This is a genomic window from Flagellimonas alvinocaridis (assembly GCF_965248585.1).
Classification (GTDB): domain Bacteria; phylum Bacteroidota; class Bacteroidia; order Flavobacteriales; family Flavobacteriaceae; genus Flagellimonas; species Flagellimonas alvinocaridis.
Genome location: NZ_OZ252111.1, coordinates 1,288,212 through 1,304,869, shown reverse-complemented (window position 1 = coordinate 1,304,869; position 16,658 = coordinate 1,288,212). Strand labels below are relative to the sequence as shown.

Genomic DNA, 16,658 nt, shown 5'->3' with positions numbered 1-16,658 from the left:
CACTCTACTACATGCGATCAATTTCTATCATCAGTGTTCTGTACATATTGGTGCTGACCTCCTGCAACCCTATTGATTCCAATAAATTGTTCTCTAAAATGCCCTCTGGGCACACAGGCATCAAGTTTAAAAACTTGGTCGTGGAAACAGATGAACTAAACATTCTTACCTATGGATACATCTATAATGGTGGTGGGGTGGCCGTTGGAGACATCAATAATGATGGGTTAATGGACCTGTACTTTACAGGAAGTATGGTAGGCAGTAGATTGTACCTGAACAAAGGTGATTTTAAATTTGAGGAAATTGCCGAAAAAGCTGGTGTTTTTGCAGAAGGATTATGGAACACGGGGACAGCCATGGCCGATGTAAACGGTGATGGACTTGTGGATATTTATGTGTGCCGTTCGGCCGCGAAAGATGCCCCAAAACGAAAAAACCTATTGTTCATTAACAATGGAGATCTCACCTTTACCGAAAAGGCCAATGAATATGGCTTGGATGATTCAGGTTACTCCACGGAGGCCAATTTCTTTGATTACGACAAAGATGGTGATCTAGATGTATTCGTACTAAACCACTCCGTACAGCCCTATTCAAGTTTTAGGAACACCTCCAAAGAATTACGATCGGAATATATCCCAGAATATGCCGATCGTCTTTACAGAAATGACAATGGAAAATTCACCGATGTAAGCTCAGAAGCCGGTATTATTTCCAGCGTACTGGGATTTGGTCTTAGTGTTTCCGTAGGAGACATTAATAGCGACAACTGGCCAGACATGTACATTTCCAACGATTTTCACGAACACGATTTTTTATATCTCAACAACGGTGATGGTACTTTTACCGAGAGCCTAAAAAAATATATGGGGCATACCTCCTATTTTTCAATGGGTAGCGATGTGGCCGACATCAATGGAGATGGCAAATTGGACATAGTTACCCTTGACATGTTGCCCGAAGGCAACTTTAGGCAAAAAATGGTGCTGGGGCCAGACAACTATGACAAATATGATTTCTTGGTGAAATCCGATTTTCACCACCAATACATGCGGAATATGCTGCACATAAACAATGGCAGCTCATTTTCCGAAGTGGGACAGCTTTCCGGCATCCATGCCACGGATTGGAGCTGGGCTCCCCTACTCACCGATTTAGACAATGATGGTCTCACAGATCTCTTTGTCACCAATGGTCTTAAACGAGACTATACCAATATGGACTTTATGAACTTTGCCGTACAAAAACGCCTTGAAGAGATGGATTCTGGTGTGGAAATGGCCATAAAGGACCTCCTTAAAGAAATTCCCTCTTCCATTGAGGAAAACTATGCCTATAAAAACCTTGGGCATCTTAAGTTCGAAAAAGAGACCACTGCTTGGGGCCTTGGAGGTAAATCGCTTTCCAGTGGGGCTGCCTATGTGGACTTGGACAATGATGGCGATTATGACCTTGTGGTCAATAATATGGATGAAGAGGCCTTTATCTACCGCAACAATTCAGAGAAAATCACGCAGAACAACTATCTGAAAATTCAACTCAAAGGAAAAGACAAGAACACCTTGGCCATTGGTTCCAAGATTATTGTTGAAGCGGACACCTTAAAACTTCAGCATGAACTCTATACTTCGAGAGGTTTTCAATCTTCAGTTGACCCCTCCATAATTTTTGGTTTGGGTAAAGTTGGCACCATTGGGGAACTCAAGGTCATTTGGCCCGATGGCAGCATCACCCAAAAAAATAGCATTGCCGTCAATCAAACATTGCAATTAGATCAAAATGAGGCAACGGCCCAAGAAAATACCGTTGGGGAAATAGCAACTCTGTTTACCGAGATTACACAAGACAGTCTTGTAACCTTCAACCACAAAGAAAATAGATTTATTGATTTTGAAAGGGAACTACTTCTCCCCCATATGCTCTCTACCCAAGGGCCAAAATTGGCGGTATCCGATGTCAATGGCGATGGTTTGAAGGACATTTACATTGGAGGGGCTCAAGGTCAACCAGGAAAAATGTTCCTAAAAAAGGCCAATGGAAGTTATATTTCCTCAAGTGAAACCGTATTTGATCAAGACCGCAAGTTCGAGGACATAGGAGCTGTTTTCTTTGATGCCAATGGCGATGCCCAACCAGATTTATATGTGGTAAGTGGTGGAAATGAGTATGATGCCCTCCCTGGGAATTATACCGATAGGCTTTATATCAACCTAGGAAACGGTCAATTTAAAAACAGTAGTGATCAGCTGCCAAAAATGAGTTTTAGTGGCTCTTGTGCCGTTGTGGGCGATGTGGATGGGGATGGGGACCAAGACCTTTTTATTGGAGGAAGGTTGCAGCCAGGGAAATATCCCATGGCCCCCAATAGCCAAATCCTGCTGAATGACGGCAAAGGAAATTTCTCCAATGCGAGCGAGAGTATTCTTGGTGAAAATTCAAATTTGGGAATGGTAAACGATGCCGTTTTCACAGATTTCAACGCAGATGGCACTCAAGATCTGATTGTCGTTGGTGAGTTCACCCCGGTAATCTTCCTGGCCAACAAAAATGGAAAACTTGTACCGGAAACCCCTGAAGGATTGACCAATTCCGAAGGGTGGTGGAACACCATCACTCCCATCGATGTGGATAATGATGGCGATATGGATTACGCTTTGGGCAATTTTGGGCAAAATTCCCAATTAAAGGCAAGCGCAGAAGAGCCTGTTACCCTTTATGCAGATGACTTTGATGACAACGGCTCCATTGACCCTATACTGTGTTGTTATCTAGGTGGCAAAAATCACCCTGTATTCTCTAAGGATGATATTGGCTCCCAATTGGCCTACCTAAAGAGCAAATACATCAATTTTTCCGACTATGCGTCGCACACCGTTTCAGAAATCCTTGGAGAAGAAAGTTTGGCCAGGGCCCAAAAGTTTGAGGCACATACCTTTAAAACTTCCATCCTTAGAAATAATGGCAACGGTTTTACTTTGGAAGCACTCCCAGTTGAAGCACAATTTGCCCCAATATATGCCATGGTCCCTTTTGACATTGAAGGTGACGGCGATATGGACCTGATGCTCTTTGGAAATTTCTTTGATACCCGGGTCAAGTTTGGCCGATATGATGCCAATCACGGGCTTGTTCTGACCAATGATGGAAATGGCCGTTTCACCGCATTGGAACAAACAAAGACCGGCATGAACATTACAGGACAGGTAAGGGATGCAAAATTTATTGATGATTCAACTTTTTTGGTGGCCCAAAACAATGGCCCCTTATTAGTCTTCAAAACCAATTCTACCAACGAAAAATGAAAATTTTACTTTATTCCAGCTTACTTCTATTTTTTATCGGTGGTTACTCCCAAACAACGATTACAGAAGAAACCATGCTGTTGGAGACTTATGGGTTCAATACCCCTAACCCTGCTCCAATTTTAACCGAGAATCCTAAAATCTATCCCTATTTCAAGTACGAAGGCTATTCACACGAATCTGAAAAAAAAGAATGGAAGGTTGTAAAGCTTGAAAATGATTACATAGAAGTGTATGTGCTTCCAGAGATTGGAGGAAAAGTATGGGGCGCTATCGAAAAAAGTACCGGAAACGAATTTCTATACAAAAATGAAGTTGTAAAGTTCAGGAATATAGCCATGAGAGGTCCATGGACATCCGGAGGCATCGAGTTTAACTTCGGAATTATAGGGCATCACCCTGGTACAGCAACCCCTGTGGACTATTTGACCCGTACCAACGACGATGGAAGCGTAAGTTGTGTTGTTGGAAACCTAGACCTTCCCTCTAGGACCTATTGGCAAGTTGAAATAAAGCTGGAAAAGGACAAAGCCTATTTTGAAACCAATGCTTCGTGGTATAACGGTACACCGTTAAATCAATCCTATTACAATTGGATGACCGGTGCAGCAGTGGCCTCAGATGATTTGGAGTTCTTTATTCCCGGAAACGGATTCTTGGAACATGATGGTACTTGGAGAAAATGGCCCGTTGATGAGCAAGGAAGAAACTTGGCCATGTATCGCAACAATGATTTCGGCCCCGCAAAATCCTATCATATCGTAGGCGATTACCAAAACTATTTTGGAGGCTATTATCATGATAGAAATGTTGGTTTTGGACACTTATCTCCCTATGAACAAATGCCTGGACAAAAGTTATGGCTGTGGGCCCTATCGCGTTCCGGTGGTATATGGGAAGATTTACTGACAGATACCGATGGACAATATATTGAGTTTCAAGCTGGACGCTTGTTCAACCAATATTCCCCAGGTGTTGAAAATCCCATAACGCAGGCCAATTTTGACCCCTATGTCATGGACTCATGGCAAGAACAGTGGTTTCCTATAAAAGAAATCGGAGGCATGGAGGCTGCTTCCAAATATGGTGTCCTGAATGTGGAACGCAATGGAAACTCGGCCTACCTTGGCATCAATGCACTACAAGCCTTTAATGAACCATTGCACATTTTCGTGAATGGCAAAGAACTTCCTGTAGAAAACCTAAAATTGGAACCCATGGAAGTTTTTGAAAAAACCATTCCATGCAAAGACTCAGATGTTCTTGAGGTTTGGCTGGGAAACAACAGATTGAATTACGTTTCCAAAAGTAAAACCTTGCTCAAGCGAAATTTTGAACAAACCCCTGACTTTAAAATCCAAAAGATTGAAAAATTGTATCACGAAGCTTCTGAAGCCGTTAAGTTTAGGGAGTTTGCCCTCGCCGAAGTTAAATTGGACTCGCTACTGGCCGATGCTCCATATCACCCTAGTGGTCTAATACTGAAATCCCATACAGAATTTAGAAAAACTGAATATGATAGTGCCCTGGAATATGCAAACAAAGCATTGCAGTTAGATATTTATGACCCAACCGCAAATTATCTGTCAGGGATTGCCTATTGGGCCCAAAAAGATGCACTAAATGCCTTGGAGGCTTTTGGATGGGCCGCTAGAGCCATACAATATCGTTCCGTTTCATACGCACAAATGGCTGAAATACATCTCCATCAAGGTAATTTGGAAACCGCTGAAGAGTATGCCATAAAAGCATTGGATTTCAACCAACACAACCTCAATGCCAGACAGGTATTGTTGGTAGTACACAGGCTTAATAAGGATTCAAGTGCGTTCAACGAACAACTTTCAGAAATTTCCAAAATAAGCCCCATCCATCACTTTGCATCCTTTGAGGAAATACTCTTTTCCAGTAAAGAACCCAATCTTATTCTAAAACACATTCAAAATGAATTTACCAATGAGACTTTACTGGAACTGGCGCTCTCCTATTTGAATTTAGGCCAAAAAGAAACTGCTTTACACGTTTTGAACATATCAACGGACAGTAAATCCAAACTTCTTCTGGCCTATTTAGGTCGAGAAGATGGAGCTCAAAAAAGTACCGCTGTCCTGAACCAACTTTCAACCCAATCACCTGATTTTGTGTTTCCATATAGAAGGGAGATGCTCCCTGTTTTGGAATGGGCCGCCTCGACAAACAACCATTGGACGTTTAAATATTATTTGGCACAAAACTATTTGGCGGTAGGTCTGGAGAAAAAGGGCAAACAATTTTTAAAAGAATGTGGTGATGTTCCCGATAACGATACCTTCTACAGGTTCAGGGCAAAGGCTCTCCATGACGAATCCTACGAAATGCAATCAAAAGATTTCCAAAAAGCCCTCGCTCTTAAGCAGGGATACTGGAAAAATTGGGATGACCTTATTCTTTTTCAACTAAAGCACGGGCAAAATGATGCCGCCGTTGCTTTGGGCAAAAAGGCGGTGAAAAAATTCCCTGACAATTACAATGTTGGTCTAAGCTACGCCAAAGCGCTTTTGGCAATCAATGACTACCCCAAAGCCATAACAGTGTTGAATGGTTTAAGAATTTTACCTTTTGAACATGCTTCTGAAAGTAAACGAATATACACTCAAGCCCATACCTATCTGGCCAGAAAATATATGGAAAAAAATCAGTTCGGTAAGGCAATACCCCTTTTGGAGGCATCAAAGAAGTGGCCTGAAAACTTGGGCGTGGGAGCACCCTACAATCCCGATGAGAGAATGGCAGATTATCTGTTGGGACTGTGCAACACAAGCTTAGGCAATACTGATCAGGCAGAATCCAACTTCAAGGCTGTTGCCAACTATGAAATTGCACCCACATCAAAAATACGGAGCAATGCTATTTTTTCTGTTATGGCCATGAAAAAGTTGGGGAACAAGGAATCCTTACAAAACATATTGGACAAAGTAGAGAGTCAAAAATCCGAAAACGAGGATGCAGTTTTGGTTTGGGCTCTATACAATCAAGATCTGAACAAAGCAAATGAGCTGATGGCCTCAAAAAATATAGACCAAAGATTAGTTGACATATTAACACATTTATAAAACCCTAGCACATGGTTTCCAGCCGTAACATTAAAATCCTAATAATATCCCTCGGCACTATCTTGCTATTTTCGAACTGTAAGAAAATAGAGCCGGGACGTGATGGTGAGCTTTTTCTACCCGATGGTTTCTCTTCCGTGGTAGTTATTGACAGTATTCCTGAGACTGTAAGACATATGGACGTTACTGAAGATAACATCCTATATGCCAAACTAAGGAACTCTAAAGAGGATGGTACAATAGCAGCCATTCAGGATACCGATGGTAACGGTGAGGCAAACATCATTCAAAAGTTTGGGGAAAACAATGAGCCTCAACGCTGGAGCTACGCCACCGCCATGAGGATATACAATGGCTATATTTATTTCAGCTCCGACCTTGTTGTATATCGACAAAAATTAACTCCAGGCTCTCTTGTTCCAGAAGGCGAAGTTGAAGTGGTATTGACAGACGATCATGAACATGGCAAACACGAGCATATTGCCAAACCCGTAGCTTTTGATGGCAAAGGAAATATGTATGTGCCATTTGGTGCTCCTTCCAATGCCTGTCAAGACCCAAAACGTACTCCCGGCATTCCCGGAATGGATCCCTGTCCCCAACTGGAAGACCATGGAGGTATCTGGAAATTTGATGCCAATAAATTGGGGCAAACCCAAAAAGATGGGGTTAAATATGCTACAGGCATCAGAAGTGTGGTCGCCATGAGTTGGAATCCTGCTGATGATGAGCTTTATGTGCTCATGCATGGTAGAGATGACCTTTTACGATTGTGGCCGGATAAATATTCCCCTTGGGAAAGTGCACTATTGCCCTCCGAAGAATTCATGAAGGTTACGGAAGGCTCCAATTTTGGTTGGCCGTACTGCTACTATGATCAAATAAAAGGGAAAAAAGTATTGGCTCCAGAATATGGTGGAGACGGTGAAATCATAGGTCGATGTTCTGAATTTGAAGACCCCATTATTGGATTTCCAGGTCACTGGGCACCCAATGATCTTGTTTTTTATCAGGGAGACCAATTTCCCAAACGATATAAGAATGGAGCCTTTATAGCCTTCCACGGCTCTACCAACCGATCACCGTATCCCCAATCGGGATATTTTATTGGATTTGTTCCTTTCAAGGATGGCAAACCTAGTGGTGACGTAGAAGTTTTTGCCGATGGTTTTGCAGGTGTAGACCCTCTTGTGAGCGTTAGGGATGCCATTTATCGCCCTATGGGAATCGCTTTTGGCCCCGATGGCGACATGTACATATCCGATTCTGTAAAAGGAAAAATTTGGAAAGTCACTTTCAATGGTGATAGGAACAATTTTGGACAAGAGCAATTATTGGCCGTGGAAGACCGAAAGAAGCTGTCCCACATCAGGACCCCCGATGAAATCAAGGACAACCTAATTTCAGGAGGGCTTGTGGGTGGCCCAAAAGCCTACCAAACATACTGCAGTGCTTGTCACCAAAGAGATGGCAAAGGAGCACCAGGCAGATTTCCCCCGCTTACTGGAACGGATTGGGTTACTGGAGATAAAGAAAGACTCATCAATGTAGTGCTACGAGGTATGGAAGGCAGCATAAAAGTTGGCGATGAAGTCTACAACGGTATGATGCCCCAACATGGCTTCTTGAGCGATAAGGAAATTGCAGAGGTGCTGACCTTTATCAGAACAAATTTTGGCAACGAGGCCAGCGCCATTGACGAAAGTGAAGTTGCCGAATCAAGGGAAAAACTCCAGCAAAGTGGAGAGACGGGCCCCATACAAGTACAAACAGAATAATATAAATTTTTATCATAAACCAAACCGTATGAAAACGAAAATTCTAAAAATGGGCAATTTGTATGCAACTTTCAGCTTCTTTTTGTTCACCATGTTTGCCATGGCACAGGATTACGACATCTTAATCAAAGATGGGCATGTAATCGATGCCAAAAACAACATAGACAAAGTCATGGATGTTGCCATAAAGGATGGCAAGATTGCCGAAGTATCCAACAACATCTCCCAAAGTAAAGCCAAGACAGTAATCAACGCCAAAGGGCTTTATGTTAGTCCGGGACTTATAGACATTCACAGCCATAACTTTTATGGTACGGAATCCAACGCTTACCTGAGCAATGGTTATTATGCGGTCCCACCGGATGGTTTCACCTTCAGAAGTGGTGTTACCACAGTTGCGGACGCCGGGGGTGCCGGTTGGAGAAACTTTAGGCAGTTCAAAGAACAGGTAATCGATAGGTCCAAAACCAGGGTATTGGCCTTTTTGAACATTGTAGGCTCTGGAATGAAAGGAGGACCCATTGAGCAAAACCTAAGTGATATGGATGCCCGAATGACCGCTATGGTGGCAAAACAGTTCCCCAACGACGTGGTTGGGGTGAAATTGGCACATTTCAGTGGATTTGATTGGACACCCGCGGAAAGGGCCGCAGAGGCAGGAAGGCTTGCCGATATCCCAGTTATGATAGACTTTGGGGGAAGTGAGCCTGAGTTATCCTTGGAAACTCTCTTCATGGAAAAATTACGCCCCGGGGATATTTTCACCCATGCTTATGGCCATGTAGACGGTCGTACCCCCATTGTGGATGAAAATGGAAAAGTAAGGGACTATGTTTTTGCTGCACAAAAAAGAGGGATTATTTTTGATGTAGGCCATGGGGGTGGAAGTTTTGTTTTCGAGCAAGTCATTCCTGCCATGGAGCAAGGTCTCAAACCCAATTCCATAAGCACCGACCTTCACACAGGAAGTATGAATGGAGGAATGAAGGATATGGCCAATATCATGTCCAAATTCCTGAACTTGGGTATGTCCCTAAGTGAAGTTATCACCGTATCTACTTGGGAACCCGCAAAAATCATTCAACGTACCGATTTAGGGCATATTTCTGTAGGGGCTGTGGCAGATGTTACCGTATTAAACCACAGGAAGGGAGAGTTCGGATTCATAGACACTAGGAATACCAAAATGGAAGGAGATGAAAAAGTAGAATGTGAACTTACCATCAAAGATGGTAAAGTAGTCTACGATCTAAACGGTATTTCAAAACAAGCCTGGGGTAAATAGAAAATCCCAATTGCGATAATACAAACCCTATAACTAGTAAGAACAATTTTAATATAAACAACCAAAGATTATGAGCAGAAGAAAAGTTTTAAAAACGCTTTCCGCCCTACCCGTTGCGGGCGGACTAATGGGAACCGGATTGCTTTCGGCAAAAACGCTGGAAACTTCGGTGGCCCAACCCCTGGCACGGGACTTCTTCAAGGAGCTTGGAGTGCGTACGTTCATCAATGCAGCAGGAACCTATACCTCTATGACCGGATGTCTAATGAGCAAGGAAGTAACGGATGCCATTAAATATGCAACCACAGAATATGTGAATCTGGACGACCTACAGGACAAGGTCGGTGAGCGTATAGCCGAGCTGCTAGATTGCGAGTATGCCACCGTTTCCTCTGGGTGCTTTGGTGCCATGACCATTGGTTTGGCGGGGATTATCTGTGGAATGGACAACAAAAAAGTAAGCCAGCTTCCTGACACAACGGGACTGAAAAATGAGGTCATTGTACAAAAAGGACATGCCATTGGATACACCCATGCCCTATTGAACACTGGTGCAAAAATTATTGAAGTGGATGGCACCAAAGAATTGGAAAAGGCCATCAACAAGAACACCGCAATGCTTTGGTTCCTAAATGCAAATACCGATAATGGCAAGATCAAGCACGAAGAATTCGTTGCACTTTCCCAAAAACACAATATTCCGTGTATGATCGATTGTGCTGCGGACGTACCTCCGGTAGAGAATCTTTTCAAATACACCAAATTGGGCTTTGACCTAGTATGTTTTTCGGGAGGAAAAGGAATCCGTGGACCTCAGAGTGCCGGACTTCTATTGGGTAAGCGTAAGTACATTGAGGCAGCAAGATTGCACTGCCCACCAAGAGGTACCACTATTGCTAGGGGTATGAAAGTGAACAAAGAAGAAATTTTGGGTATGTTGGTGGCCTTGGAGCTTTACTTGTCCAAAGACCATGAACAAGAATGGAAACTTTGGGAAAGCCAGATCCAACTGATCAGTGACAGTGCCAAATCAGTTACCGGTGTAGAGACCGAAATCCATGTTCCTCCTTACGCCAACCACGTACCTAGCTTAAGGGTAACTTGGGATGAGAGTGTTGTCAAAATCACAAAAGAAGAAGCTCGTAAACAACTTCGTGAAGGGCATCCATCCATTCAGACCGTTGGAGGTAAGGATGATATAGGCATTACTACTTGGATGATGGATCCGGGACAGGAACGTGTTGTTGCAAAACGCTTGAAAGAAATATTGGCCAACGCCTAAAACGTCATAAACTATGAAACGTACTATTTTTTTTCTTAGTGCTGTTTTGATAGGCTTAGTTTCCTGTCAACCAAAACAAGAAAATCCGGCGCAGACCGAAAGTGCCCCTGTGGAGAAGGAAGTCATTGACCCCAATTATAATCCTGAAGCCAAAATTCAGGAATTGGGCATTACTTTGAGTGAACCCTCACCCCCTGTGGCCAATTATGTAAATGCCGTTCGGGTTGGAAACCTAATTTTTCTGGCAGGTAAGGGTCCTCTTAAAGCAGATGGTGAAAACATCACTGGCAAAGTGGGCGCAGACCTTTCCATTGAAGAAGGGTATGAAGCTGCACGGATTACTGGTATAAACCAACTTTCTGTGCTAAAAGCAGAACTAGGCAATCTTAACAAGGTAAAGCGTATTGTAAAAGTAAAGGGAATGGTCAATGCCGTACCTGATTTTACAGACCATCCTAAGGTGATAAACGGTTATTCCGATTTAATGGTGGCCGTTTTTGGAGAACGTGGCAAGCATGCACGTGCTGCTGTGGGAATGGGGTCTTTACCCAGCAATATTGCCGTGGAGATAGACATGGTGGTAGAAGTTCAAGAGTAAACCCAATTATCTGTCATATAAGAGCTAAGGCTGAATGGATTCATTCGGCCTTAGTTTTTTCTTGAATATATTCCTTAGGTGATTTCCCTGTATATTTTCGAAATACTGTTGAAAAGTATTGGGACGAGTTAAACCCGAGGTCATAAGCCACTTTGGTCACGGAAATTTCCCTTTGCAACCTTTTTTTGGCTAGATCAATACGTTTTCGATTTATATACTCCTTTGGAGTATTACCCATATTGATTTTAAACCACGCCTTAAAATAACCGGTTGACACTTGGGTCAAATCGGCCAATTCATCCACATAAATACTCCTATGGAGGTTTTTTTCTATAAAACCATCTATAGCCCTAATACGCTCTGATACTTCCTTTTCCTGCCTACGCTGTGAAAGTTCCAAAGTATCCAACAACAAGCGCAGTAACACCACTTCCTTTCGTATACTGTCCAATCCCTTTGCATCTTGCTTCACCAAGGTAAAAAGTTCCATCAACAGTTCCTTTAGTTGAAGTCCTCCAAAAAAAGGTGCGTTGGAAGCATTTTGTAGATGCTTCAACAATAAATTAGTCTTCTCTTGGGGTAAATGGCATAGTTTCCCGTGCCGGTCACCAAGCTGCAGTTGAATCCAGAACAACTCTCCTTTTTCTTCAGGCATACCTCCCGTACTATGGGTTTGGTTTGCTGGAATTATCAAAATATCCCCTCCCCTTAAATAATGTATCCGACTTCCCACACTATATTGTTGCACACCATCTATACAATAACAAATCTCAATACTATTTTGATGGAAATGATTCTCCAATCCCGGTTTTGCAGCGGAATAACGATAGTGGCCCATTTGCTGCACCCTGGAAATTCCATGCTGATGGGGCAAAAGAACGGTACGGGTCGACGTTTTTTTCATAACATGTTCAAAAAAGTAAGGTTGTATAAAAATAGTAGCTATTTTAATATAGAGTTGTCATTTTTGGAAAAACTTAAATCCATGGATACATTCAAGAAAAATTTTCTCTCGGAAGGCTATGTAGCCATCCCAGAATTATTGACAATAGATGAAGTAAAAGAACTTCAAGCCATATACAACCAACTTTTATCTGAAAAGGAAAAAACCAAAGGTTTGCGGAGTGACCTTGCGGGAAATACAGTGGCCGAAAATGAAAAAATGGAACGCATCACCCAAATTATGCGACCTAGCTTGGTTGAGGAAAAATTACAAAACCACCATGCATACCAAAAGGCTTTGCAGTGGGCCAAACAGCTTCTTGGTGATGATATGGACTTGGATTTTGATATGTTGATCAATAAAGCTCCCCACACCAATACAGAAACCCCGTGGCACCAAGATGCAGCCTATTGGATTGATTTACCCGACAAGCGTGCTGCCAGTTGCTGGATTGCGCTGGATAATGTCCATGAAGAAAATGGATGTATGTGGTTTCTACCCGTAAAAGAGCAAGAGGTACTGCCGCACCAAAGTTTGTCTGGCGGAGGTGCCCTGTATTGCAATTCAGATACTACCGGTGCCCAAGCAGTTCCCCTGCTTGCCGGCGGATGCACTTTCCATGATGGGTTTACCCTTCACTACAGTAAGGGCAACACCACCAATGGCCCACGAAGAGCACTTATACTTAATTTTAGGCCGAAACAGATGATTCTATTGGAGCGGGAACAAGGAATGGATCATACAGGTGACAGAAAAAAAAGAAGTTGATATATCCTGATATTCCTTTCATAAAAATTTTGTCTGTCTTAAGGGAATACCATTACTGGGCAATAAGCGACATAATCATATCTTTCTTAGATCGTGGAACCATAAAACAGTTTCTTACCCCGTTATCCTTTTCCCGGACCAAAGTTGGAACTTCTTCCAAGCCTTTCTCGGTATGGTTAAAAAACAAATAATCCTCATCCTTCAACAGTGCTTCAATCTGGCCTTCATTACCATTGAAAAGTGTTTCGCAGATTATTATGGGCTGTTGGGTTTTTATGGTTTCCTGGGACCCTTTGAGCACATGGACCTCGGCTCCTTCAGTATCTATTTTGATTAAATCTATCCTTTTATTGGGCTGGTTGTAATCATCCAATCTAGATGATCGTACTTTAACTTTCTTGGAGGGCAATTCGGTTTTTGTCCCAATGTTGTGTTCCCCTGATAAATTTAAAGTGTTCGGGAATTTTGGATTATGTATTTGATAAAACTCTATGTCCCCGTTTACATCGGAGAGAGCCACGGGTTCTACCTTTACCCTATCCGCAATGTTGTTGATTTTAATGTTTTCCTCAAGATAGGTCATGGGGCCCATTGAAGGTTCGAAAGCATGCACCTTCAGTTTTGGGTTTACCATACACCCTAGAATGGAATAATAACCAATATTGGTCCCTACATCCCAAAAAGTTTCAACCTTTTTTACCAGCTCTATAAAAAGAGGGGTGTATTCAAAATTCTCAGGTTTGTCCCAGAAAAGTTCACGTGTGATATAACTGGTTTGATTCGTCTTTAACCGAAACGCAATCCCATTGCCAACATCTACTTTTATCGACCCCGAAGGATGAATCTTTATGCGTTCTGGCAGCAAGGGAGACAAAATCCGGTTCACATTTCTCAGCAACCGATTCATATTTGGTTCATACACCAAAGAATGAAAAAAACCCATCAAATTAGACTTAAATGAAAATCAAAGTTACCATTTCAAACTAGAATCCTCATCAAGTTTTTGTACGAGTTGTACAGTAGATGGAAGAATAGGTGCACTTTGACCAAAAAACAGGGGTTTATGCCTCTTCTTCACTACGAAATCTTTAATTTGTACCAAACCTCATTGTTGACTTTCAATGACTCTACAAACATATTCTTTAACCCACAAGCTGCTTCTTTTTTCCTTACTTGTTTGCTCTTTCCCTTGCTTTTCGCAAAGCTATAATGTTGCTGATTATCAAAAAATAAATGAGACCAATGGTGGATTCACAGGGAATCTAGATGATTTTGATTCGTGGGGAATCGCCATAGACAATATTGGGGATTTGGACGGAAACGGGGTCAACGACTTGGCCGTAGGCGCGTACACCGACGATGATGGTGGCACTGATCGGGGAGCTGTTTGGATTCTTTTTTTGGATGCGGACAACCAAGTGATCGATCAAACCAAAATCAGTGATACTCAAGGTGGATTTACGGGAGTGCTTGAGGATGATGATCGTTTCGGGGGCGCCGTTGCCTATCTCGGGGATTTAAATTCTGATGGGCGTATTGAATTGGCCGTTGGTGCAGATTATGATGGGGATGGCGGGTATTGGCATGGTGCTGTTTGGATTTTGAGCCTAAACAACAATGGAACTGTGAACTCGCATGTAAAAATTAGTGATACCCAAGGAGGTTTTACTGGTGTCATAAACGGAGATGCGATTTTTGGAACCGATATTGAAAACATTGGAGATCTAAATAATGATGGCATTGCCGATTTGGCTGTTGCATCAAGAAGGGATGCTGACGGAGGTTCTAGGAGGGGTGCACTGTGGATACTTTTCATGAATGCCGATCTAACCGTGAACTCATATCAAAAAATCAGTGATACACAGGGTGGGTTTACGCCCATTCTTGAATTTGAGGATTATTTTGGGGGTTCCGTTCTCAACATGGGTGATTTGGATGGGGACAATATAACCGACATCGTTGTGGGCGCATATAGGGATGATGATGGAGCGGTAAATGCAGGCAGCTTTTATACCTTGTACTTAAATACAGATGGAACAGTGAAATCATCCCAAAAAGTAAGTAATCTTTCCGGGGGGCTTTCACATCAAATTTCTGGCAGCGCCCTGTTCGGTGAATCAATTGATGGAACCAATGACCTGGATGGTGATGGGAGGCTTGAAATTTTAGTAGGGGCTTTAGGGCACCTAAACCCTACCCTATCGTCTGCAACCGGCGGATTTTATATGATTGAATTAAACAATGATGGTACCGTTTCCGAAGACTTCTTTTATACGTACGGGGAGCATTGCTTCTCGGGAGAATTGAATGGTGGTGATTATTTTGGAGGGGCTATTACCCTTTTAAATGGTGGTCAAAATCCAAAAATTGCCGTGAGTGCCTATCACGACAGTGAAAATGGACCCGAGAGAGGTGCAATCTGGATTCTTGACTTAGGCGATGTTTTCTATACACTTTCTGACCAAACCGACCCCTCTGGGTGTTCAACCAATGATGGTTCATTCACCGTTTCGGACTTAGCCCCGGAAAAAGAATACACCATAACCTATGTGCATGGAGGAAATTTGGTGACGGACAATTATATCTCGGATGCAAATGGAATCGTTCAGGTTACAGGATTGGAGCAGGGAGCGTATAATGACATCATTGTAACTGAAAATGTAATCAACTGCACCGATAACCTTGGAAATGTTGTGCTAAGTGGGTCAAGTTTGGATGCTCAAATTACCATTACGGAACCAACGGAATGTGGTGCCAACAATGGAAGTATTATCATTAGCAATCTGGTTGCGAATATTGACTATACTATTTCCTATGAATACCAATCCATTCCAACTTCCCTGCAATCAATGGCAAATACAAATGGCGAAATCGTTGTTGATGAACTACCCGGAGGCTCTTACATGGGCTTCATGATCAGGGAAGAGGTAAACGGTTGTGAAAATTATTATGGTGATGTGGTGCTTGAAAGTTCAAACGCTGATTTGCAGTTTGTGACCACTTCCCCAACCAATTGTGTCAATTCTGACGGGAACATACAGATTATTGGTCTTGTCCCTAATGCGCTTTATCAGGTTACATACGATTTTAATGATGCCCAAACCACCAATACCATTGCTTCCGATGACTTTGGACAAATCAATTTAAGTGCTCTGGAAACAGGCTTATATGAAAACATCGTAGTTTTTGATGTGAACAATGGTTGCACGTTTTCCGAACCTTTCATTGGACTGCCTTGCGTTGAAGACAACGGACTTTGCTTTACATTCAAGAAGTTTTTCACCCCTAATGGTGATGGAATAAATGATTATTGGTTTTTAGAGAACGATGCAGACTGTGATTATTTTACCCAAATTTATGATCGCTATGGAAAATTGGTTGCCGTTCTAACTCCTGAAAATCCCAATTGGGATGGGCGCTACCGTGGAAAACCAATGCCTTCCACTACATACTGGTGCAATGTTCAATTCACAAATGGGACCATAACAGATGTCTACAGGTTTCATTTTGCCTTAAAGCGATGAGAATCCGCTCAGGGACGACTTGGTTACCTCTTGAGCTTGGATTTTAGCGAGCTCCGGTTTTGCAATTTCAGGCGGATGCATCC

General features: G+C 42.6%; 10 protein-coding genes. 8 read left to right on the top strand and 2 right to left on the bottom strand.

The annotated features are described in order from the left end of the window. Nucleotides 1–11: 11 nt before the first annotated feature. From ACP14V_RS05925 to ACP14V_RS05900, 6 genes are all read left to right on the top strand, one after another. Nucleotides 12–3,305, top strand: coding sequence for a VCBS repeat-containing protein (locus tag ACP14V_RS05925; RefSeq protein ID WP_272609750.1), 3,294 nt, complete (start codon nucleotides 12–14; stop codon nucleotides 3,303–3,305). Beyond that, on the top strand, nucleotides 3,302–6,397 hold the full coding sequence (locus ACP14V_RS05920; RefSeq protein WP_272609749.1) for a DUF5107 domain-containing protein: 3,096 nt from the start codon (nucleotides 3,302–3,304) through the stop codon (nucleotides 6,395–6,397). Before ACP14V_RS05925 ends, ACP14V_RS05920 begins: the two co-directional genes overlap by 4 nt. 11 nt (nucleotides 6,398–6,408) lie before the next feature. Then, nucleotides 6,409–8,175, top strand: coding sequence for a c-type cytochrome (locus ACP14V_RS05915; RefSeq protein WP_272609748.1), 1,767 nt, complete (start codon nucleotides 6,409–6,411; stop codon nucleotides 8,173–8,175). Between the two features lie 28 nt (nucleotides 8,176–8,203). Beyond that, nucleotides 8,204–9,460 carry an amidohydrolase/deacetylase family metallohydrolase gene (locus ACP14V_RS05910; protein ID WP_236640890.1) on the top strand — a complete coding sequence of 419 codons (1,257 nt, stop codon included), beginning with the start codon at nucleotides 8,204–8,206 and terminating at the stop codon, nucleotides 9,458–9,460. 70 nt (nucleotides 9,461–9,530) lie between these two features. Next, nucleotides 9,531–10,742, top strand: coding sequence for an aminotransferase class V-fold PLP-dependent enzyme (locus ACP14V_RS05905; protein WP_236640889.1), 1,212 nt, complete (start codon nucleotides 9,531–9,533; stop codon nucleotides 10,740–10,742). Nucleotides 10,743–10,755: 13 nt separating this feature from the next. Further along, nucleotides 10,756–11,340, top strand: coding sequence for a RidA family protein (locus tag ACP14V_RS05900; RefSeq protein ID WP_272609747.1), 585 nt, complete (start codon nucleotides 10,756–10,758; stop codon nucleotides 11,338–11,340). 40 nt (nucleotides 11,341–11,380) lie between these two features. Here ACP14V_RS05900 and ACP14V_RS05895 read toward each other — a convergent pair whose 3' ends face one another. Further along, nucleotides 11,381–12,244 (bottom strand): AraC family transcriptional regulator, encoded by an 864-nt coding sequence (locus ACP14V_RS05895; protein WP_272609746.1) that lies wholly within the window; start codon nucleotides 12,242–12,244, stop codon nucleotides 11,381–11,383. A gap of 81 nt (nucleotides 12,245–12,325) precedes the next feature. Between ACP14V_RS05895 and ACP14V_RS05890 the strand changes: the two genes are divergently transcribed. After that, complete coding sequence (locus tag ACP14V_RS05890; protein ID WP_272609745.1) at nucleotides 12,326–13,051, top strand: phytanoyl-CoA dioxygenase family protein; 726 nt, start codon at nucleotides 12,326–12,328, stop codon at nucleotides 13,049–13,051. Nucleotides 13,052–13,103: 52 nt separating this feature from the next. Here ACP14V_RS05890 and ACP14V_RS05885 read toward each other — a convergent pair whose 3' ends face one another. Continuing rightward, entirely contained in the window at nucleotides 13,104–13,958 is an 855-nt protein-coding gene (locus ACP14V_RS05885) for an FkbM family methyltransferase (RefSeq protein ID WP_272609744.1), read from the bottom strand. Nucleotides 13,959–14,172: 214 nt separating this feature from the next. Here ACP14V_RS05885 and ACP14V_RS05880 point away from each other — a divergent pair, with 214 nt between their 5' ends. After that, on the top strand, nucleotides 14,173–16,575 hold the full coding sequence (locus tag ACP14V_RS05880; RefSeq protein WP_272609743.1) for a T9SS type B sorting domain-containing protein: 2,403 nt from the start codon (nucleotides 14,173–14,175) through the stop codon (nucleotides 16,573–16,575). The last annotated feature ends 83 nt before the right edge of the window (nucleotides 16,576–16,658 follow it).